Annotated in this window: 14 protein-coding genes; 5 read left to right on the forward strand and 9 right to left on the reverse strand. The window is 63.1% G+C overall.

Features of this window, described 5'->3' with window-relative positions; genetic code table 11:
* The first annotated feature begins 112 nt into the window (after positions 1-112).
* Genes EI28_RS03725 through EI28_RS03740 form a run of 4 tightly spaced genes read left to right on the forward strand, consistent with a single transcriptional unit; the run spans position 113 to position 7,046 of the window.
* Positions 113-1,273: an exonuclease SbcCD subunit D gene (locus EI28_RS03725; RefSeq protein WP_048112754.1), complete on the forward strand. Its 1,161-nt coding sequence runs from the start codon at positions 113-115 to the stop codon at positions 1,271-1,273.
* Positions 1,260-4,433 carry an AAA family ATPase gene (locus EI28_RS03730; RefSeq protein ID WP_048112756.1) on the forward strand — a complete coding sequence of 1,058 codons (3,174 nt, stop codon included), beginning with the start codon at positions 1,260-1,262 and terminating at the stop codon, positions 4,431-4,433. The genes EI28_RS03725 and EI28_RS03730 overlap by 14 nt, the downstream gene beginning before the upstream one ends.
* Positions 4,430-5,470, forward strand: coding sequence for a DNA double-strand break repair nuclease NurA (locus EI28_RS03735; RefSeq protein WP_048112758.1), 1,041 nt, complete (start codon positions 4,430-4,432; stop codon positions 5,468-5,470). Before EI28_RS03730 ends, EI28_RS03735 begins: the two co-directional genes overlap by 4 nt.
* Entirely contained in the window at positions 5,448-7,046 is a 1,599-nt protein-coding gene (locus EI28_RS03740) for an ATP-binding protein (RefSeq protein WP_048112759.1), read from the forward strand. Before EI28_RS03735 ends, EI28_RS03740 begins: the two co-directional genes overlap by 23 nt.
* A gap of 89 nt (positions 7,047-7,135) precedes the next feature.
* On the opposite strand, the gene EI28_RS03745 is transcribed toward EI28_RS03740, so the two are convergent.
* The 9 genes from EI28_RS03745 to EI28_RS03785 all read right to left on the reverse strand — a co-directional run bounded on the left by EI28_RS03745 (position 7,136) and on the right by EI28_RS03785 (position 19,055).
* The gene (locus EI28_RS03745) at positions 7,136-7,639 is read right to left on the reverse strand and encodes a nucleotide-binding protein (RefSeq protein WP_048112761.1); all 504 of its coding nucleotides are present in this window, start codon (positions 7,637-7,639) and stop codon (positions 7,136-7,138) included.
* 12 nt (positions 7,640-7,651) lie between these two features.
* A complete protein-coding gene (locus EI28_RS03750; protein WP_048112763.1) occupies positions 7,652-8,524 on the reverse strand; it encodes a formate/nitrite transporter family protein in 873 nt (290 codons plus the stop codon).
* Positions 8,525-9,202: 678 nt separating this feature from the next.
* The gene (locus EI28_RS03755) at positions 9,203-10,468 is read right to left on the reverse strand and encodes a Coenzyme F420 hydrogenase/dehydrogenase, beta subunit C-terminal domain (protein ID WP_048112766.1); all 1,266 of its coding nucleotides are present in this window, start codon (positions 10,466-10,468) and stop codon (positions 9,203-9,205) included.
* Positions 10,469-10,471: 3 nt separating this feature from the next.
* On the reverse strand, positions 10,472-12,532 hold the full coding sequence (gene fdhF, locus EI28_RS03760) for a formate dehydrogenase subunit alpha (RefSeq protein ID WP_048112785.1): 2,061 nt from the start codon (positions 12,530-12,532) through the stop codon (positions 10,472-10,474).
* Positions 12,533-12,635: 103 nt separating this feature from the next.
* Positions 12,636-13,871: a GntP family permease gene (locus tag EI28_RS03765; RefSeq protein ID WP_048112768.1), complete on the reverse strand. Its 1,236-nt coding sequence runs from the start codon at positions 13,869-13,871 to the stop codon at positions 12,636-12,638.
* Between the two features lie 42 nt (positions 13,872-13,913).
* A complete protein-coding gene (locus EI28_RS03770; protein ID WP_231476567.1) occupies positions 13,914-14,777 on the reverse strand; it encodes a site-specific DNA-methyltransferase in 864 nt (287 codons plus the stop codon).
* A gap of 47 nt (positions 14,778-14,824) precedes the next feature.
* Positions 14,825-15,289 (reverse strand): hypothetical protein, encoded by a 465-nt coding sequence (locus tag EI28_RS03775; RefSeq protein WP_048112769.1) that lies wholly within the window; start codon positions 15,287-15,289, stop codon positions 14,825-14,827.
* Between the two features lie 11 nt (positions 15,290-15,300).
* The gene (locus EI28_RS03780; RefSeq protein WP_048112771.1) at positions 15,301-16,113 is read right to left on the reverse strand and encodes a phosphoribosylformylglycinamidine synthase subunit PurQ; all 813 of its coding nucleotides are present in this window, start codon (positions 16,111-16,113) and stop codon (positions 15,301-15,303) included.
* A gap of 2 nt (positions 16,114-16,115) precedes the next feature.
* A complete protein-coding gene (locus tag EI28_RS03785; protein WP_048112773.1) occupies positions 16,116-19,055 on the reverse strand; it encodes an AIR synthase-related protein in 2,940 nt (979 codons plus the stop codon).
* A gap of 433 nt (positions 19,056-19,488) precedes the next feature.
* Here EI28_RS03785 and EI28_RS13935 point away from each other — a divergent pair, with 433 nt between their 5' ends.
* Positions 19,489-20,100 carry a hypothetical protein gene (locus EI28_RS13935; RefSeq protein ID WP_155937236.1) on the forward strand — a complete coding sequence of 204 codons (612 nt, stop codon included), beginning with the start codon at positions 19,489-19,491 and terminating at the stop codon, positions 20,098-20,100.
* Positions 20,101-20,317 lie beyond the last annotated feature (217 nt).

The following is a 20,317-nucleotide window of genomic DNA, read 5'->3' on the forward strand; positions in this document are numbered from 1 at the left end:
TCAGTGGAGATATATTAGATTACGCGTATTCCGGACACCGGTTCGGTGCCGGATACATTCACACCGCGCAGATCAGGCATTTATACTCAAGCGACACGGAGACTAATTGGGCATGAAGATCGTTCACCTGGCAGACACACATCTCGGATTATCGGCTTTTAACCGGGTTGATCCGGAGACCGGGATGAACCTGCGCGAACAACTCATCTACGACAATTTCCTTGCCGCCGTCGACCGGATCATCGCCTTACGGCCCGATGCGCTCGTCCACGCGGGCGATCTCTTCCACCAGGTCAAGCCGAAGACCCGCGCCTACACGACGGCACTCGACGCCCTCTCCCGCCTGCACGATGCGGGGATCCCGGTGCTCGTGGTCGCGGGCAACCACAGCATGGCCAAGACCCGGTACACGGCGTCGCCGTTCGAGGTGCTCGAGCGGGGCGGCTACGCTGCAGGCGACCTCTACGTCGCCCACCACAACCGCTACCGGCGGGTGGAACTGGGGGACACGGTCTTTCACCTGATACCGAATATGCTCGAGGCGGAAGGCTACCGGAGGGCGTTCGAGGGGCTCGAGTTCTCCGGCGGCACGAACGTGCTCGTCACCCACGGTCTTGCGAGCATCTTAAAGGACAAGCGGCTGCACACCGTCGCCGAGCACGAGCTGGATGCGACCATCCTCTCCGACCGGTTCGACTACATCGCGCTCGGCCACTTCCACGGCCAGGTGCAGGTCGCCGACAACGCCTGGTACAGCGGATCGCTCGAACACTGCAACTACGGGGAGATCGCGGAGGAGAAAGGAGGGCTCGCCGTGGACCTCGCATCCGGGGAGGTCGAGCATATCGACCTCCCGCGCACGCCGATGTTCAGCCTCGGCCGGATCAACTGCGACGGGCTCTCGGCCAGAGAGGTCGTGGACTGCATCCTCGATGCCGCCGAGAACCACGGGAAGAAGCTTCACCACGCGATCTGCCAGGTCACGCTCGACGGGATACGCCGCGATACGCTCCGCGCGCTCGACCAGAAGGCGCTCCAGGATATCAGGAACCGTGCGCTGGACCTCAAACTGCAGGTGCTGGCCGTCGACGATCCGTCCCGGATCTTTTACGAGGACTCGCTTGTCGGCCTCGACTACGTTGCCGAGTTCGAACAGTTCGTGGAGAAGGAGCACCTCGCTCCCGGCGACGAGGAGTTCGTGAAGAAGAGCGGGACGGAGGTTCTCCGGTCGGTCATCGCGCGCCATAAAGAGGGAGAGCGTGCTGCTGAATAAACTCCGGATGCGCAACTTCAAGCGCTTCCGCGACCAGGAAATCGTGTTTCAGGACGGTATCACGGGGATCGTCGGGAACAACGGGACAGGTAAGAGCAGCATCGTCTCCGCCGTCCTCTTCGCCCTCTATGGCCTGCAGGGCACCGGGCTCGACGGGGATTATGTCGTCAGTTCCTTTGCGGGACCGCAGGATGTCTGCGAGGTTCGCCTGGACTTCTCGGTCGGCGGCAACGAGTACGCCGTCGTCCGCAAATTCAAACGCCGGCCCTCCTCGACCCTTCACGAGGCAAACCTCTACCTGAACCAGAAACTCCTCGCAAGCAGCGTCCAGAAGGTGGGGCAGGAGGTGCAGCGGATCGTCGGCATGGGCCCGGGCGATTTCCGCAACACCATCTACGCCGGGCAGAAGGAACTCCTTGCCCTGCTCGAGACCCGTGCCGGATCCCGGAAGGACTGGTTCATGCAGGTGCTGGGCATCGATTACCTCAAGAAGGACAGCATGGAGCACCTCAAGTCGATCATCGATGCCCGGGAAGGGAGCTGCCGCGAGCTCTCCGGCCGGCTCCAGGAACTGGATGCCGAAGGGGTTCGCGGCCGCCTTGCGGCGCTCCGCACGGATCTCGCCGGGGCGGAGGAGGAGGCAAAGAAGGCCCTGGGGAGAGAGACGGCTGCCGCGGAGGGGCTCGATGGTGCGCGCACGGAGCGCGACCGGCTACTCTCCGTGCGCGAGCGCTACCTGCACCTTGCACGGGAAGAGGAAGTGCTCGCGGCCGAGATCGAACGGCTCCGCACTGAGTGCCGGGAGACGGAGGAGGAGATAGCCGAACGTCAACGGCTGCAGGGCGAACTCGAAGGGCTCGCCCTCCTTGCCGACCGCTACGAGGCCCTGAAAGCCGAAGCGGCCGCGATGGCCGGGGAGAAGGAGCTCGCCGACCGCCTGACCCTCGAAGCGAACGCTGCGGAGGAGCGGGTCAGGGAGTACGGCGAGCGCCGCACGAAGGTCGAGGCGGAACTCGCCGCGCTTGCAAAGGACGAAAAGGCGGTTGCCGGTCTCGAACGAGACGTCGCTGAGTGGCAGAGCCTCCGCGATCGCATCGCTGCAATGAAAGCACTCCAGCCGGAGTACGATGCCCTCCGCGAAGAACTCACGCGCATGGACGAGCGGTTCGCCCAGATCGAGCGGCGTGTCGGGGAGAACCGGACGGAGATCGAGAAGATCGAGGAGAAGGCCGGGCGTCTCCGCGCGCTTGAAGAGGAACTCGGGGGTTACGACACCCTTCTGGCCCGCGAAGAGGTGTTTCTCCGGGCCCAGGAGCTTGCCCGCCAGGAGGAGCGGTGCCTGCGGGAGGTCGACGCGGCTTTTGAAGAGATGAGTCCCCTCGAGAGCGAGATTGCCGGGCTTGCCCGGCAGCTTGCCGGGATGGATTCCATCGAAGAGCAGATCGAATCCGCGGAGAGCCGGAAAGACTACCTGACCTCGCGAATCAGTGCGTGCGCTGAGCGGCAGGAGGCGATCCGCGAGGAGATCCGAAGGCTTGCCGAACACCGGGCGGAGATCCTTGCCGCCGGCCCGGAGGGATCGTGCCCGACGTGCCACCAGGGCCTCGGCGACCATTACGAGGAACTGGTCGGCGATCTTGCAGATGCCGCCGCGGCGATGCAGAAGACGCTCGCCGACCTCGAGGGCGAGCATGCGAGGGCGACCGCCGACCGCGAGAGCCTCGCCGCCGCGCTGAAGGATCTTTACGGGCAGCGCACCGCCTCGCAGCGCTTAAAAGAGCAGCACGCGCTTTATTCGTCCAGGTACGAGCAGAGCGCGAGCGTCGGAGAGCGGTGGCGGGCCGAGGCGGAGGGGCACCGTGCGGCGATGCGGGCGCTCGGGGTGGAGGAGTACGACCCGGAGGCGCACGCCGCGCTCAAAGAGCGGATCCGTGCTCTCTCCGAGAAACGGGCGGCGGCCGATACCCTCCGGGGCGAATGCAGCCGCCTCCCCTCCCTCCAGGAGGAACGTCAGCGGCTCATCGGCGACGTCGAGGACTACCTCACCCGCAAAGAGGAACTTGAAGCGAAGGTATCGCGGCTCGGGTTCGACCCGGCGGCCCTGCAGCGGCTGGAAGCCGAGGCGCAGGCGCTCGAGCCGTCTTACCGGGCTTACGCGGAAGCACAGGCCCGGCTTCTGCGGCGGCCGGCGCTGGAAGAGGAACTGCAGGGCATCTCCGCACGAATCGACGACCTTCGGGAGAGGCTGCAGGCAATCCGGGACGAACTCGCCCGGCTCTCGTTCGACCCCGACCGGTTCGCACGCCAGAGCGAGGAGTGCGGGCGTGCCGAAACAGCGCACCGGAGAGCGTTCGAACTCCGCGTCCGCCTTGAAGAAGTCCCGAGGCTGGTCGAGGCGCTGGAGGCGAAGCGGACCCTCCTCGCGACCAGGGAGGCCGAACTGCTCCGGGTCGGGGAGGCCGTCAAGGAACTCGGGTTTACCGAAGAGGCGGTCACGGCGGCAGAGGGGCGGGTCGCGAACTGCGAACGGGACCTCACGGCGGCGCGGGAGCAGAGATCCGCCGTTGCTTTCCGGATAAACAGCCTTAAGATGGATATCGAGAAAGAGACAGGGAGACTCTCGCGTGCGGCCGACCTCGTCAGGCACCGGGAGGCGCTCACCGAGGAGATCGGGCGGCTGAAACTGACCCGGTCGCTGATCAAAGAGTATGCCGATTACCTTCTCCAGGTGGTCAGGGACCGGATCGAGGAGGAGGCGGGGAGGGTGCTTGCGGAGATCACCGACGGGCGCTACGGCACGGTGATGCTGGACGACGACTTTACCGTCCTCGTCCACGACATGGGAGACGACTACCCGGCCGACCGGTTCAGCGGCGGCGAGCAGGACGATATCGCCATCGCTCTCCGGGTGGCGCTCTCGCGGTTCCTCGCCGAGGTGAACGAGGTGCACGACTCCACGTTCCTGATCTTCGACGAGATCTTCGGGAGCCAGGATGAGGGGCGGCGGAATAACCTTCTCCGGGCGCTCCGAACCCAGGAGGCTTACTTCCCCCAGATCCTCCTGATATCCCACATCACCGAGGTTCAGGACGAGTTCTCGACGACGCTGATGGTCGAGATGGGCACAGACCAGGCAAGCAGGGTCAGGGAGTTCGAATGACCGATCCGAATACCGTTTACCGGGACGCGATCCGGCGGATCACAGGCCGAATCCGCGAGTACGCCCCGCCGGACCTTGCCGGGCGGTTCGCGGCCGCCGGCGGGTTTAATACATCATCCTACCGCCGTTGCCGACCCAGGTTCGACGGGGCGGTCTGCGCGGTGGACGGGAGCAACACCGTCATCCTCGATGCAGGCAGTTTTGCCGTTGCCGGCGTCCGGGCATCGGTCAGCTCGTATGCGGACGGTTCGCGCCTCCACCACCGGACGACGCCTCTCCACATCGTCACGGTCAACCCGGGGACGGGGAACGAGGACTTCGACGAGATCTATCACGACTGCTTCCACTGCACCCCGAAGGTGCACCTCGACCACGACGACCCGGTCCGGAACACCGCCGTCATACGGGATACCCTTGAGTTCTGGGCGGCGACGGAGATGGCCGCGGAGCTCGATGCCGGCGACCTCATCGTCCTCGACGGCACGCTCCAGGTCCGCCACGCAAGCCACGACGAGGTCGTCGAGAAACTCCTGAACCTCTGCAACCTCCGGGGGGTGCTGATCGCCGCGGTGACGAAACGGACGTCGCTCACCTGGGGCGGGGGATACCCGATCGTCCCGGCGGCGGAAGGGCTTGCACGCGACCTCGGCGTCCCCGGACCCTGGTACCTCTGCGTCTCCGCCGCCGACGGCCTGATCGACCGGCGGGAGACACGCACCTGGAAGCAGCGGGGCGAGCAGTACGTCGCCCGGCTGCACCCGCGGGCAGAGCGGGCGTTCAAGGTCGAGATCCCGACATTCTACAGCCCGGAGATGGTCGAACGGGTCTTCTCGGCGCTCGCGGCCTACGCCGACGACGGGAGGGTTGCAGGCTACCCGTACCCGCTCCTGGACGCCCACCTCACCACCAAGATCGGGAAGGATGCGGTCGAGCAGGTCCGCCAGGACATCATCCGGGACATGGACCGGCTCGGCATGAGCCTTGTCGACTACACCGGCATCTTTGGTGACTATCATGACGAGTTTGACCGATATTGACGGCGACGACGCCTCGAAATACCGGCTGATCGGTGACCGGGTGCTCGGTTACCGGTTTGCCGTCCCCCACGATGCGGAACTCTATCTCGGGGACGTGCTGAAGATCACGGACAGTGTCAAAGGGCTGACGTTCTTTGCGAAGGTGAACGACCTCCTCCACGACTGCAACTTCTCCGACCCGAAGTGGGACACGCGCCCCCATACCGAGCACTTCTACGGGATCGGGGAGAATGTCTTCATCCTCGTCGAGGCAACGCCCCTCGGGTACGTCGGAGAAGACGGCACCTTCCGCAAACCCCGGACGCTCCCCGCGAAGTTCTCCCGCGTCGAGCGCCCGGAGTCGCGCGATTTCGCGTTCCTCGCGCAGGTGATGGGCGAGATCGAGGTCGGCGTGATGAAGACCGGCCAGGGCGTCTTGAAGGACGTCAGGGTGGCGCTCCACGCGCAGGTGATGCGCCAGCACATGGGCGTCTTTGCGACGACCGGTATGGGGAAGAGCAACTTCATGAAGGTCTTCTGTGCCTCCTGCATGAGGGCACGCGAGTTCGGGCTCCTCATCGTCGACCCGCACGGCGAGTACGTGGCGGGAGGACGGTCGTCGAGCGGAGAGACTACCATGGGGCTCCTGCATTACCAGGCCGGCCGTGACGGACTCGAGGTCTTCTCCACCCGGCCGGAGGAGTTCAGGCGGAAGTACCACTTAAACCAGCTCTACCTGGACTACGACGACTTCAGGGCGCCCGATCTCCTCCTCCTCTACGAGCACTCGCCGCCCCAGCGCGAGGTCGTGGAGATGCTCGAGAGCACGCCCGGTTCCGAGGTTATCGACTTCTTCCAGAGCACCGATTTCGCGACCTTCGACGCCGAGACCTACACCGGCCGGCACCCCCGGATTGCAAACGACTTAAAGAACTTCTCGCCGAGCACGCTCTCGGTGATGCAGCGGCGCATCGCGGGCATGATGAACCGGAACCGGGGCTTCTTCCGGAGGCAGGGGTCCTCGATCCCGGATGTCATGAAGGCGCTCCACGAGAACAAAGTCGTCCTGATCGACATCCCGGGGATGAGCGAGCAGAGCGAACTCTTCGTCCTCTCGATCATAACGCGGAAGATCATGCGCAGCCACCAGGGCGAGGAGGCCGGGGGCGAGGAGGAGCCCAGGCAGGTGCTGATCACCATCGAGGAGGCGCAGCGGGTGCTGGGCTCGGGGCTCGGGAATACCAGAACGTTCCGCGAGGCGGCGATGGAGGGGCGGAAGTTCGGCGTGGGGCTCTGCGTGGTCACCCAGCAGCCCAAGAACATCGATGCCCGGGTTCTTGCGCAGCTGAACACCTTCGTGGTGATGGGGCTCTCCGATCGCGGCGACCGCGACACCATCGCAAGCAGCGCAAAACAGGATCTCTCGCGCCTGGATACCGAGATTCAGACGCTCGAGGCGGGAGAAGCGGTCATCAGCACCATCGGGATACCCTTCCCGGTGAGCACCCGGATCCATCTCTTCGAGGACTATATCCTGGATCTCAACAGAAAGCCGGCGGCAAAGCCGATAGACGACGGGCTTGAAAAGACGTTTTAGAATAGAAACACGAAGGTGATTCGGGCAGGAAACCGTACCGTTTCCGCCGTCCCTTCACTGAATTGCTTGACGCCCTCCGGGCGTCGGAATTACTGATCGTTCTTGATTTTCCGTATGGAGACGCAGTTGACGACCGCTTCTCCGGTCATGATGTAGCGTTTGACGACGGTTCCGAGCACCTCGACCACATCGCCATTCTGCACGTCTTCTGCCGGCGAGGTGAACATCTTGACCGATATCTCACCGGTCCGGTCGGCGACGAGGTACTGCGGCCGGTTGAGGAACTGGAAGTAGACCCGCTCGACGACACCCTTTATGCGTATCGGTTCGCCGAGCTTGTTTAAATTGATCTCCCGTATCCGGACATTCTTTGCTTCCGCTTCATACATCGGCACCAGCGATGCATACTGCTTCTGGCTCATGTAGTTGAGTGCCATGGGTATGAGAAGCAGCATGGCTGCCGCCGGAACCGTCCAAAACAGCGAGTATATATCCCCGGTTGCGAAGACATACACAGCGATCAGGACAATAAAAAAGAGGAAGACGGCCAGTGTAACGGCCGTCACCCTCACTTTGACATCTCCGATTTGCATCGTCAATCAGGTTTACTTAAGGGCTGCAATTTCCTTTCTGAACGCGACCCAATAGAGAACACCGACGAAGAACAGACCGCCGACGATGTTGCCGAGTGTGACCGGGATGATGTTGTTGGTCCACATGGTCACCCAGTTCAGCGTATCGACTGCCTTTGTGGGGTCGATGCCCGTGCAGAAGATGCCTGCGGGGATAAAGTACATGTTCGCAACGCTGTGCTCAAACCCGCTGGCAACGAAGGCGAAGATCGGGAACCAGATACCAACGATCTTGCCGATCGCGTCGTCGGCGCATATACCGAGCAGGACAGCAAGGTTGACGAGCCAGTTACAGCCGATTCCCTTGAGGAAGACCGACCAGATCGCCGCGGCACCGACGTAGCTTGTCTTTGCGGTTGCTATGGCAATCGCTCTCGTGCCGAACGCGGTGAGCGTTGCGGCTCCTGTAGCGTCGAAGCTGGCGTACGGGCCGTATGCCACGATATACGCGAAGAGAACCGACCCGACCAGGTTACCGATATATACCCAGACCCAGAGGTTGAGCACGCTTACCCAGCTGACCTTGTGGACGAACGCCGCCATGGGGGCGAGCATTGCGTCACCGGTGAAGAGCTCGGCACCGGTCATGATTGTGATGATAAGCCCAACAGGGAAGACAGCACCCAGAATGAGCTGGGAGACACCGGGACTTGCGGCACCGAACCGCATCGCAACGTCGGTTGCCTGGATACCGGTCGAACAGATCGTCGCCAGGGCAGCACCCATCGCGATGAACGCTCCGGACAGGATACCACGCAGGAACATGTTCCAGGCAGGCAGTCCGACCTTGTACTTTCCGGCATCACCTGCTTTTGCTACGATAGCAACTGGAGGATGGAATACCATTTTTCATACACCTCTCTAAACGTCCTACCTATACCATCAAGTAATTCGAATGGATAGGTCTAGTTAATCAGTAATTTAAGAGTGATATTAATAGGTTTCGAAATGATCGCTGTGCGCGGCGAAGATAACCAAAATTCAGGCGTTTATCCCCCCTTTAAGTTAATTCCTGTCGTTAAACACCAAATATCAATAAACGATGCTTTTGCTATTACATGCGCAGCCACGCGGAATATATGGGGTTTGAAGCGAGTTTTTGGGCAGGTGTGCGGAGGCGGGCGCGCAGATCCCGCATTTTCCACGCGTGCCTGGGCCGGGGTACCGGGCGGGCGATAAAATCGCCACGGATGTATGCGCGTCGCGATCTGCTCAGGGGATCGGCGCCTGTACATCCCGAATGGTCGTTTTTTATGCAAAGACACGCATTTACGGGTTCCCGATCGTCTTCCGTCCCGTGGCGGGCTCATTTTTTGAGCGGGCTTGACGGTGCCCTGGCGCCCACCCCCGCCCGGGGGTGCGCTCTGTCATCCCAAAGTTCGGTTCCCGTGAATACCGTGGGATATAGAGGCATCGGCGGGCCTGGAGCGGCGGACGGTACGCGGTTACCCCCTTGATCGGACAGGGCACGGCGACAGGATGCAGTTCTGGAAAAAAGGGTCGATGATGAAGGTTTGACGCCGGTCAGCGGAAGATGTCGAAGATCTGGTCGCTTCCCGTCGCTTCAAGGCGCTTTCTCTCCGCGCTCTCCTCGACCAGAGCCAGTACCGGCGGGGTCATGTCCTCGCCCGGGTGGAACCCGAAGAGTTCCTCGAGATCGGTCTGGATGGCGTGCATGAAGACCGAGTTCGAGATCTCCACGGGGCAGAGTTCCTCGCACTGGCCGCAGTTGACGCAGGAATCGGAGATGTGCGCGAACCGGATCAGGTGGAACATGAACGGCGGCGGGATCACGCCGGGTTCGACCAGGTAGTCTTTCCTCGTGCTGCACTCGACGCAGTAGCAGATCGGGCAGTTCTCGATGCAGGAGTAGCACTTGATGCACCGGCTCGTCTGCTCCCGAATCTTGTTCAGGCGTTCCGTTCCCTCGCCGAGCGCCCCGAAGTAGCGCTCCCGCCATTTGTCGCCGAGTTTCAGCATCGCGTTCTCGACCTTGCCGCGGATCTCGACACCCTTGGGGTTCGCGGGCTCGGTGGCGACCGCTCCGGTCTTCACGGCGGTGTTGAGGAGGTTTGCGCCCTTCTCGGAGCAGACCTCGACGAAGGTAGCGTTTCCGGCTTTCTCCCCGATAACGCCCCAGTTGCCGCAGGCGAGATCCGCCTGGCGCGGGATCTTGATCTTGCACCGGCGGCAGTTGCTGCGGCGGCCGAGGCCCGGGTCCCCGAGGAGATCCTCCGACCCCTCTTCGAGTTCGTCTATCGAGATCGAGGCGTGCTCGCCGTCTTTGGTGACGACGATGAACTTTCCTTTGTCGATCTCTTCCTTGACGACGTCGTCCGGATCGAGGCCGAGCTTCTCCCGGACGATGATCCGCGCCGTCTCCGGCCGGATGGTGCCGCCGCAGTTGAGGCCGATGATGATGATGTTGTCCAGGTTGACCTGGTTGCGCTTGGCCATCTCGTAGATTGCCTTGACGTCGCAGCCTTTAAGAACGGTTGCGATCCTCATGTTCGGCTCGGTGGCAAGAAGACATCGCCGCATCTGCTTGGGGAGCAGCAGGGTGCCGCAGTGAAGCGATCCCGCAATCCCCCCGATCTCGGCGGGGTCGGTGATCATGGCCGGCACCGCGTCGTAGACGTCCGCACCTTTCCTGACCGCAAAGACCGCGTCGACCATGCCGCTCTCGAGGGCGTGGCGCAGCAGCGCGGTGACCGCCCCGCCGGTCTCCGCCTTCTCGCGGAGTTCGTCGTCCGTCGTCCATGCATAGAGTAAATCGCCTTTTCCTGCCATCTCTCACACCTCCGCAATCTTTTCGACCTTCACGGCACAGGCTTTGAACTCGGGGATCTTCGCTACGGGGTCGAGCGCGTTGTGGGTCAGCCTGTTCGCCGGATGCTCCTTGTAGTGGAACGGGATGAACATGACGCCTTTGATGATCTCGGGGGTGACCCGTGCGGGGATCTCGACCGAGCCGCGGCGGGTGCTCGCACGGACGATCTCATTATTCTTGATCCCGAGTTCCTTTGCGTCCTCGGAGTTGATCTCGATCCAGCCGATGGGCGCTTCCTTCTCAAGGTCCCACGACCGGCGGGTCATGGTGCCGGTGTGCCATTGCCAGAGTGTGCGGCCGGTGGTGAGGACGAACGGGTACTCGGCGTCCGGCACCTCGGCGGGCGGTTTCCACTCGATCGGTGAGAAGACCCCGAGACCGTCGGGCATGGCGAACCTCTCCCTATGAAGGATCGGCGTTCCCGGGTGCTCCTCGGTCGGGCAGGGCCAGTGCAGGCCGTCGGGGTCGAGGCGGGCGTAGGACATGCCGTGGTAGGACGGCGTGACGGCGGCAACCTCGTTGAAGACCGCTTCGGGGCTCTCGAACGCAAACTGCTCGGGGTAACCCATTTTGCTCCCGAGTTCGCAGATGATCTTCCAGTCTTCCTTCGCCTCCCCCGGCGGGTCCTGGGCCTTCTTCCAGCGCTGGACCCGCCGCTCGGTGTTCGTCTGGGTGCCGTCCTTCTCCGCGTAGCAGGCGGCGGGGAGCACCACGTCGGCGAAGTTGCCCGTCTCGGTCAGGAAGATGTCCTGGACGACCAGGAACTCGAGGTTCTTGAGCCCTTCCTCGACGTGGTGGAGGTCGGGGTCGGAGAGCATCGGGTTCTCGCCCATGATGTACATCGCTTTGAGTTTGCCGGGTTCGTCGGCGAGGACGTTGACCATCTCGGTGACGGTGTAGCCGACCCGGCCCTCGGCGATATCCTCGACACCCCACATCTCCTTCATCTTCTTCTGCGCCGCCTCGTCGGTGACCTTCTGGTAGCCGGAGAAGACGTTCGGGAGGGCTCCCATATCACAGGCGCCCTGGACGTTGTTCTGGCCGCGGAGCGGGTTGACGCCGCCACCGGGCCTGCCCATGTTACCGGTGAGCATCATCAGGTTGGCGGTCGATTTGACATTGTCGACGCCGACGGTGTGCTGGGTGATGCCCATCGAGTAGATGAGCGTGGCGACGTCGGCGGTTGCGATCCACTCGGCCGCGGTCCTGAGGCTCTCGACGGGGATACCGGAGACCTTCGAGACGTTCTCAAGGCTGTAGTCATCCTTCATGACGACCTCCTTGAGTTTCTCGAAGTCCTTCGTGCGGCTCGCGATGAACTCCTTATCCTCCCGGCCGTTTTTGATGATCTCCTGCATCAGGCCGTTTAAGATCGCGACGTCGGTGCCCGATATGAACGGCATGTAGAGGTCGGCCTGCTTCGCGGTGGGGGTGAGGCGCGGGTCGGCGACGATCACCTTCCCGCCGTTCTCTTTCGCACGGATGATGCTCCGCGCTATGAGCGGGTGCTGCTCGAAGGTGTTGGAACCGAGGACGAAGACGCACTTCGACTCGGCGATGTCCATGATCGAGTTGGTCATCGCCCCCGACCCGAAGACCGCCGCGAGGCCCGCGACGGTGGACGCATGGCAGAGCCGGGCGCAGTGGTCGATGTGCGGGGTCTTGAGAACCACCCGGGCGAACTTCTGCATCAGGTAGTTCTCCTCGTTCGATGTCCGGGCGGATGAGAGGCAGGCTATCTCATCGGGGCTGTAAGACCCGAACTTCTCCGCGATCAGGTCGTAGGCTTCGTCCCAGGTCGCCTCGACAAAGCCGCCGTCCTTCTTGATCAGCGGTTTCGTGAGACGGTCCGGGCTGTTGATGAACTCGTGGGCATAGCGTCCTTTGGGGCAGAGTTTGCCCCCGTTGACGGGTGCGCGCTGCCAGTGCGCAACGTCAAAGACCTTGCCGTCCCGGACGACAAGGTTGAACCCGCACCCGGTGCCGCAGTACGGGCATGTCGTCGATACGTACTTGATTTCCATCATTACTCCCTTCTGGCAGGAACCAGATGCCGCCCGGGTTATATAATACACATGGTCTGGGCAGGAATTTTGATGAATATGGGTGGGCGGCCGGGGACCTGCGTCACAGAACGGCCTGGACGACCAGCGCCGCCGCGAGCGTGACGAGTCCCGCCGCCGAGAGCGGCAGGGTGTAGTTTCGCACGACCCCGGCAAAGTCGTCGCCGGTCGTCCGTTTGAGCAGCCAGAAGAAGGGGTCGCTGACGTAGGAGAACATGAACGCCCCCGCAGAGACCATGAGCACCAGGGCGAGCGGGTTTATCGCCGCGACGGCCGGGGTCGCGGCAAGAATACTGCCGGTGACGGCCGCGGTGACGACCCTCGATCCCTGTGCCGTCTGCACCAGGGCGGCGATGACGAACGGGAGGATGGTTATGGGAAGGAACCCGAGTACCAGCGCGGTCACGTCCGCGGGGAACGTGCTTGCGGCGATGACGCCGCCGAGCGCCCCGGCACCGGCGAGGTCGAAGATGATGATCCCGGCGTTCTTCGTCCCCCGATGAAGTGCCCGCTCCCGGACGTCGCCCGGAACGGTGGCAAGGGCGGCGAAGAGCCCGGCAAGGAGCGCCAGGTTGATGTTCGAAAGAGCGTGGAGGTGCGGGATTAACGACCCGACCGCGAGCATCCCGACGATGACGACGAACGGCAGCCAGGCACGAACGTCCCGCCCGGCCGCCGGTTCGTTCGCCGGTTCCGCCGGGGGGGTGCGGGCCCGCAGGGCGAGGAGGAGGGCGGCGAGGAGAAGGAGGGAGAGGGGGAGGGCGATGAGGTCGATGTCCCAGGGCCGGCCGGAAAGAAGGTCGAGGGTCGTTATGGTGGAGTAGACGACGGGAGCGGGGTAGAGGAGCACGTAGGATATCGTCCCGGCGACGCCGGCGCAGTAGAGGAGGGTCCTGGATGCCCGGTCGTCGCGCTGGAGGTGCGTGATGATGGGGGCGAGGATGACGAACGAGGTGATGCCGCACATCAGCGGGACGGAGAGGAGGTAACCGGCCGCTCCCGCCGTGGCGAGGGGGCGGCGCACCAGTCCCCGGATATCGGCGACGATATCCGCGATCCGGCCGCTCTCCCGGAGGACCTGGGCGATGCCGACCCCGCAGAAGATGACGATCGCGAGCATGGCGAAGATCCTGCCGGCACCCCCGGTGATTGCCGTAATTGCCGTCTCCGCCGGCATGCCGGAAAGGAGGGCAAAGAGGACGGATGCCCCTACGAGGGAGAGAAACGGCGGGAGGCGGTACCTGAGCGAGGCGACGGTGATCGCTATGAGGGTGACGGCGAAGGCGATGAGGGTCTCCATCGGTCTCTCGTTGGGGGTTTGGGGATATAATATCCGCCAGTTTTAGTCTCGTTCTTTCTCACTGCATGCTTCGGCGATCCGGCTCTCCGCAATCTCGCGGTATTCCGGGTCGATCTCGAACCCGATGTAGTCCGCACCGAGGGCGATCGCCGCAAGAGCCGTGTTCCCGATGCCCATGAAGGGGTCGAGAACGAGCATTCCGGGCCGGCAGCCGTGGAGCCTGATGCACATCCAGGGAAGTTTCTCCGGGAAACTGGTCGGGTGCGGCCGGGAGGAGCGGATCGTCCGGTAGGGGATGAACCAGGTGTTCCCCCGGTCGCGGAGGTCGCGCTCCGCCGCCTTCCAGCGGCCGATGTTGCTCTTGTCCTGGTAGGGCACGCCGACAGCCAGTTTATCGAGCGCGACGTCGCCCCCTTTCGTGAAGTGGAAGATGTGCTCGTGGCACTGGCTCAGGTAGCGGGCGCTGTTCACCGGCTGGTAATGGCCGACGGCGATGTCCCCGGCGATGTTCTCGTAGCCGCCCACGTCCTCCTTCTCGATGGCGATCGACTTGACCCAGTGGATGACGTTCTGGAGTTCGAAGCGAGAGCGGAACTGCTGGACGACGTCGAAGGGGATCCAGGGGTCGCGGGGTTTGCCGCCGATGTTGAGGAAGAACGAGCCGTCGTCGGCGAGGACCCGCGCCGCTCCGGCGGCGACCTCCCCCAGCCAGTCGAGGTAGTCCTCGCGGGGCTTTTCGTCGTCGTAGGAGTTGTAGTCCTTGCCGATGTTGTAGGGCGGCGACGTGACGATGACGTCGACGGAGCCCGCCGCCAGGCGCCGCATGCCTTCTATGCAGTCCATGGTATGGATGGTGTTGACGGCAAGCCCGCCCACCCCTCTCTCCTTTTCCGTCACTCCGATCACTTATGGGTTCGCGGTCCCGGGCAAAAAAGGTGAACGAAACACGATTGTCAGGTCCTGTTGTCGGCGAGAACCTTCTGCCGCCTTCGCTCGAGCGCGTCGATGAAGTCCTCGACCTCGTAGGGGTTGAGCCCCTCCGAGCCTTCGGGCTCGAGGCGTATGACCTCGAGGAGCGCGTCCTTGAGGAACTCGAGGCGGCTATCGGGAGGGAGGACAACCTCGAACCGGCGGAAGATGCGGTCGGGGATGCAGGCGAAGTTCCCGTGGACGGACGCGAACGAGAGGATCTCGTCTGCGGCGGGAACGTCCGCCTGCTCCACCTCGATCTCCAGGACCGCAGGCGTATCGGCGCTCTCCTCTGCAAAACAGCGGGCGACCCTGATCTTCGTGGCGATCCCCTCCGGTTCCGGCCGGATATTCTCCCGGGGGAATAATATAGTTTTATGCCGGGGGGTCGCGGGTGGAGTTCCTCTTCCCCGTATGACGGCGGCGGGAACCCGGGCTCCCCGAAACATTTCGGGGACGTTTATTCCACGAAGTACGCGACGATGTTACGGAAGAACTGCATGTTCATCGATTCGAGGGGCAGGGGTTTTCCCTCGCGCTTCAGCCGCTCTTTTCTCACCGGCCAGTCGTAGAGGTTCACGAACTCCATCGCCCGCTCGGGGTGCGGCATCAGCCCGAGAACCTTGCCGTCCGCCGACGTTACTCCGGCGATGTCCGCGATCGCCCCGTTCGGGTTGTAGGGGTACTCCCCTCCCGCGGGGGAGAGGTCGTCGCGCGAGTAGCGAAACGCGACCATGTTCTCTCTCTCGATCCGCTTCAGGGTCTCCTCCGAGCAGGAGAAGTTCCCTTCGCCGTGGGAGACGGGGCAGTAGATGTGCGAGATGCCCTTCGTCCAGAGGTTATCCGCGGCAGGCTTCAGGGTGACGAACCGGCACTCCAGCACGCCCTTCCTGTTCGGCATCAGGGCGATCTCGCGGGGGTAGTCCCGGTCGAACGCCGGGACCAGGCCGAGGTTCGCGAGGATCTGGAACCCGTTGCAAATCCCGAGCACCAGGTTGTCGCCCGCGAGGAACTCTTTTACGTCGCTCCAGAGGTTGTTTCGGACGCGGTTTGCGTAGGCGTTGCCGGCCCCCGTGTCGTCGCCGTAGGAGAAACCGCCGGGGAAGACCATCAGCCGGTAGTCGGAGAGGGATTTCTCCCCCGCGATGAGGTCGTTGATGTGGACGATATCGGACGCCATGCCCGCCCGCATCAGGGCTTCCTGCGTCTCCATCTCGGAGTTGATCCCGTAGCCGCTCATGATGAGGGCTCTTGGATTGTTTGCGCGAGCCATGCTCAGTACCCCCCGAAAGGCGCTTTATATGCAGTTTCCATTGCCGTCACCGGCTGTTCTATGAGCGTTTTTCCTGCCGATACCCGGAACGTTTCGCCGGCGACACGGCCGAGGAGGTGCGCGTCGCCGGCGAAGATCTCCTCGAAGGCTTCGCGGTCGGAGGGGGCGACCGTGACGATGAGCCGCCCGAGCGACTCCGAGAAGAGGTAGGTGTCCGGTCGCATCCCGCCGGGGATTGTCAGATCCATGCCGACTCTCCCGGCGATCGCGACTTTGGCGAGGGCGACGAGCAGCCCCCCGTGGGTCACGGGGAAGGCGGAAGCGAGGAGCCCTTTCTTAATCACGTCGGTCATCCTCTCGTAGCGCACCTTCGCCGCCTCGATATCGAGGGCCGGGACCGCACCCCCCTCGATGCCGAGGTGCGCAAGGTACTCCGACCCGCCGAGTTCTTCCCCGGTCTCCCCCACGACGTAGACGAGGTCGCCGTCGAACTTCGCGTCCATCGATACCGCGGTCGTGACGTCGGGGTGGACGCCGATCGAGGTGATGAGGAGCGTCGGCGGCACGGAGATCTTCACGGGGTTCGAGTCGGCGTCGAACCCGGAGAAGTCGTTGAACATGCTGTCTTTCCCGGAGATGAACGGTGTCGCGAACTCGACCGCACCGTCATAGCACCCGAACGCGGCGCGCTTGAGCTGCCAGAGCCTCCCGGGCTCGTCGGAGGAGCACCAGCAGAAGTTGTCGAGGAGCGCAATGGTCGCGAGCGGGACGCCGATCGCAACCAGCCCCCGGACCGCCGCATCGATCGCGGCGAGCGCCATGCGGTAGGGGTCGAGCTCGGAGTAGGACGGGAAGAGGCCCTGCGAGAGCCCGACACCCTTCATCGAGCCGGGGACAACCTTGGTGAGGGTGGCCGTGGTCTGGACCCGCCCGGCTCCCTGCACCGGCCCGAGGACGTGCCCCCCCTGAACGGTGTGGTCGTACCGGGTCGAGATGAACTCTTTGGAGCAGATGTTCTTCCTTCCGAGCATCGCGAGGAGGAGGTTGTCGAGCCGGTCGGGGCGCGGCACGTCGGGCTCGGGATAGACCGTCTCCACGGGCTCTGTCCGGAGGTGCTTCTTCGGGAGGCCGTCGTGGAGGAAGTCGAGGTCGACGTCCATGACGGTTTCGCCGTTGTACTCCACGACGCATCTCCCCGTATCGGTGAACGTCCCGATGACGGTCGCCTCGACCTCCCTCCTCTTCATCAGGCTCATGAACGCCTCGATCTTCTCCTCCGGGACGGCGAGGGTCATCCGCTCCTGCGACTCGGAGATCCAGATCTCCCACGGCGCCATGCCGGGGTACTTCAGCGGAACGCGGTCGAGGAGGACATGGCACCCGCCCGACTCCCTCGCCATCTCGGCGACGGAGCAGGAGATTCCTCCCGCCCCGTTGTCGGTGATGCTCCGGTAGAGGTCGAGGTCGCGGGCCTCCTTGACGATGACGTCGGAGAACTTCTTCTGGGTGATCGGGTCGCCGATCTGGACCGCGGTCACGGGGCTTGCCGGGTCGAGGGCCTCCGAGGAGAAAGTAGCCCCGTGGATGCCGTCCTTGCCGACCCTGCCGCCGACCATGACGACGAGGTCGCCGGGGAGGGCCTGCTTCTCGTGGAGCAGTCTTCCGTTACGGGTGCGCGGCATCACGCCGACCGTGCCCGCGAAGACGAGTGGTTTTCCCACATAGCGGTCGTGGAAGTAGCACCACCCCTGCGGCGTCGGGATGCCCGAGCAGTTGCCGCCGACGTCGACGCCGCGGACGACGCCCTCGAAGATCCGCCGGGGAGGGAGGATGGGGTTTTCCCGGTTCTTGCCGCGGAAGAGGGCCGGTTCGGTCTCGGGGTCGCCGACGCAGTAGCCGTAGATGTTGATGCAGGGTTTGGCGCCGAGGCCGAACCCGATGGTGTCGCGGTTCACCCCGACGATCCCGGTGAGGGCGCCGCCGAAGGGGTCGAGGGCGGAGGGGGAGTTGTGCGTCTCGACCTTGCAGGTCACCAGGTGCTCGTCGTCGAAGACGATGGCGCCGGAGTTGTCGGTGAAGACCGAGACGCAGATGTCGTCGTCGCCCTTCTCTTTGCGGATGGTGTTGGTGGCCGCCTGGATGCACGACTTGTAGAGCCCCCGCGGGACGTCGTCCATCGCCGAGGCAAAGATGGTGTGCTTGCAGTGCTCGCTCCAGGTCTGGGCGAGCGACTCGAGTTCGACGTCCGTCGGCTTCCGCCCGAGCCCCCGGAAGTAGTCGCGGATTGCGTGGAGCTGGGCGAGGTCGAGGGCGAGCGGGCCGCGCCGCTCCCCTGTCCCGGGGTCCGTGATGCCCTCTTTTCCGATCCGGGCGAGTTCCGCGTCGGGGAGGTCGAGGTCCACCGTCCCGGCGGCCTGGAGGTCATGGAGGTGGACGAAGGGGGTGATCGCGTCCATCCCCTTCTTCCCGTACTCCTCGCGGCTCCTGACGTGCACGCGGTTGACGAGCGGGTTTGCGAGGGCGGCGGTGAGCCTCTGGAGGGATTCGGGCGTGAGGTCGCCGCAGACGAGGTAGAGCTGCGACGAGAAGACCGCCTCCCCTTCGCCGAACCGGAACCCGAAGTAGTCCTCGATGGTCTGCTTTGCCGTCGTCCCGGCGTTGTCGGTGACCCCGGGCAGGAACCCGACCTCGATGGCGCAGTCGAACTCGGCCTCAGTCGGCCGGTCTACGGAGTACCGCTGGACGACGGGGTTGCTGAGCTGCGCACCGATCTGCGAGAGCTCATCGGGGGAGAAGTCCCTCCGGGCGGTCGCTATGGTATAGACGTCGACGAGGTGCAGCTCGCGCAGGGGGAAACCCAGCGAGCGGAACCTCTCGGTACGCGTCGGCAGCCGTGGATCGCGGGTATATTGTACCTCTATCCGGTGGACGTACGAGGCCATGTATAAATATGGGTTGGATCTGGTGAAAAGGGCTACGATGGGGTGGGGGTGGGGGCGGGGGTTGTGGTCGGCTGGAATGGAGTGTCTCAGGGGAGATTCGAACTTGCGACCTCATCCTTGCCTGGGACGCGTTTTCCTGCTGATTTCGAGCGGATCAAGCCACCGAAGAAAGGGTGCCCCTATCCCTCCTACAAGTGTCGGTATTGCGGCCGGATTTGCAACGGATCCACCTGCAGCGACCGGGTGAAGCAGCAAAATGCGCCTCCATATTGTGTCGCAAATCGACGATCTCCTCACCTTATGGTTCTCCGGCACAAGAGATGTCATTAAATCGGCAGTATGAGTGCGGAAACAGCGGCATACTGCTACACTCGCTGTATAACCTGGATATCAATCCGAAACATTTTTTGTGCCTACCGGTGATGGGGGCAGTATGAAACCCCTCTTTGTTCTTGCGCTTCTCATGGTTCCCCTGCTCCTCGTTTGCGGCTGTACCGGAACCACATCCGAAGAAACAGGAGCGGCGGCGCCCCCGACCGCTACAGCAACCGAAACCGCGCTCCCCTTGACCCCGCCAGGGACCCCGGCACAGCCGACCGCTACTACCGTCGCGACAACCTCTGCCCCAACAACAGAGCCGACCCCAACGGTGCTTGCCGACGAAGGAACCGCTGTGTACGCAGGCAACTGGAAGCAGATCAGTTTCACCGCCGATCTCGGCGTCGAGTACCTCTATCCCGGTGAGCGCTATGAGGTTAACATAGAATCGGACCAGCCGATCAACGTCCTCATCGTGAGGGATAACGTTATGTCACTGTTCAAGACGAACCCCCCTGAGTGGAGTACTAACGATAATGAATGGAAATACTACCCCGGCGTGGAACCGGTGGTACAGTTTGACGAAGTTACCCGGAAAACGTTTGTTCTGACAGTCCCCGAACTCGGCCGATATTCGCTCCTGCTTGATGGGAGGATGTCTCCACAGGGCGTTTTTGTGATTAATGATGCCGCAATTGTGGACTATGTAATCAAAAAACTCTCCTAACTCTTTTTCTACAGTGTCCGCTATATCTGCACGATAAAAAAGCGGCCTTTTCGACCGGCGAGGAAACCATTTTGGATGTTTACCTGCTTGATATGGCGGCAGATGATAACTGGAGAATTGAAGTCTCCTAACTCGGCCCTGTTGAAATGCTTTCCCCAACCTCTGGATAACACTCGGTTGCCGATAGAGGCGGGTGATGTGGGTCTCGCGCGAAGTC

Source organism: Methanoculleus sp. MH98A (genome assembly GCF_000691865.1).
Taxonomy (GTDB): domain Archaea; phylum Halobacteriota; class Methanomicrobia; order Methanomicrobiales; family Methanoculleaceae; genus Methanoculleus.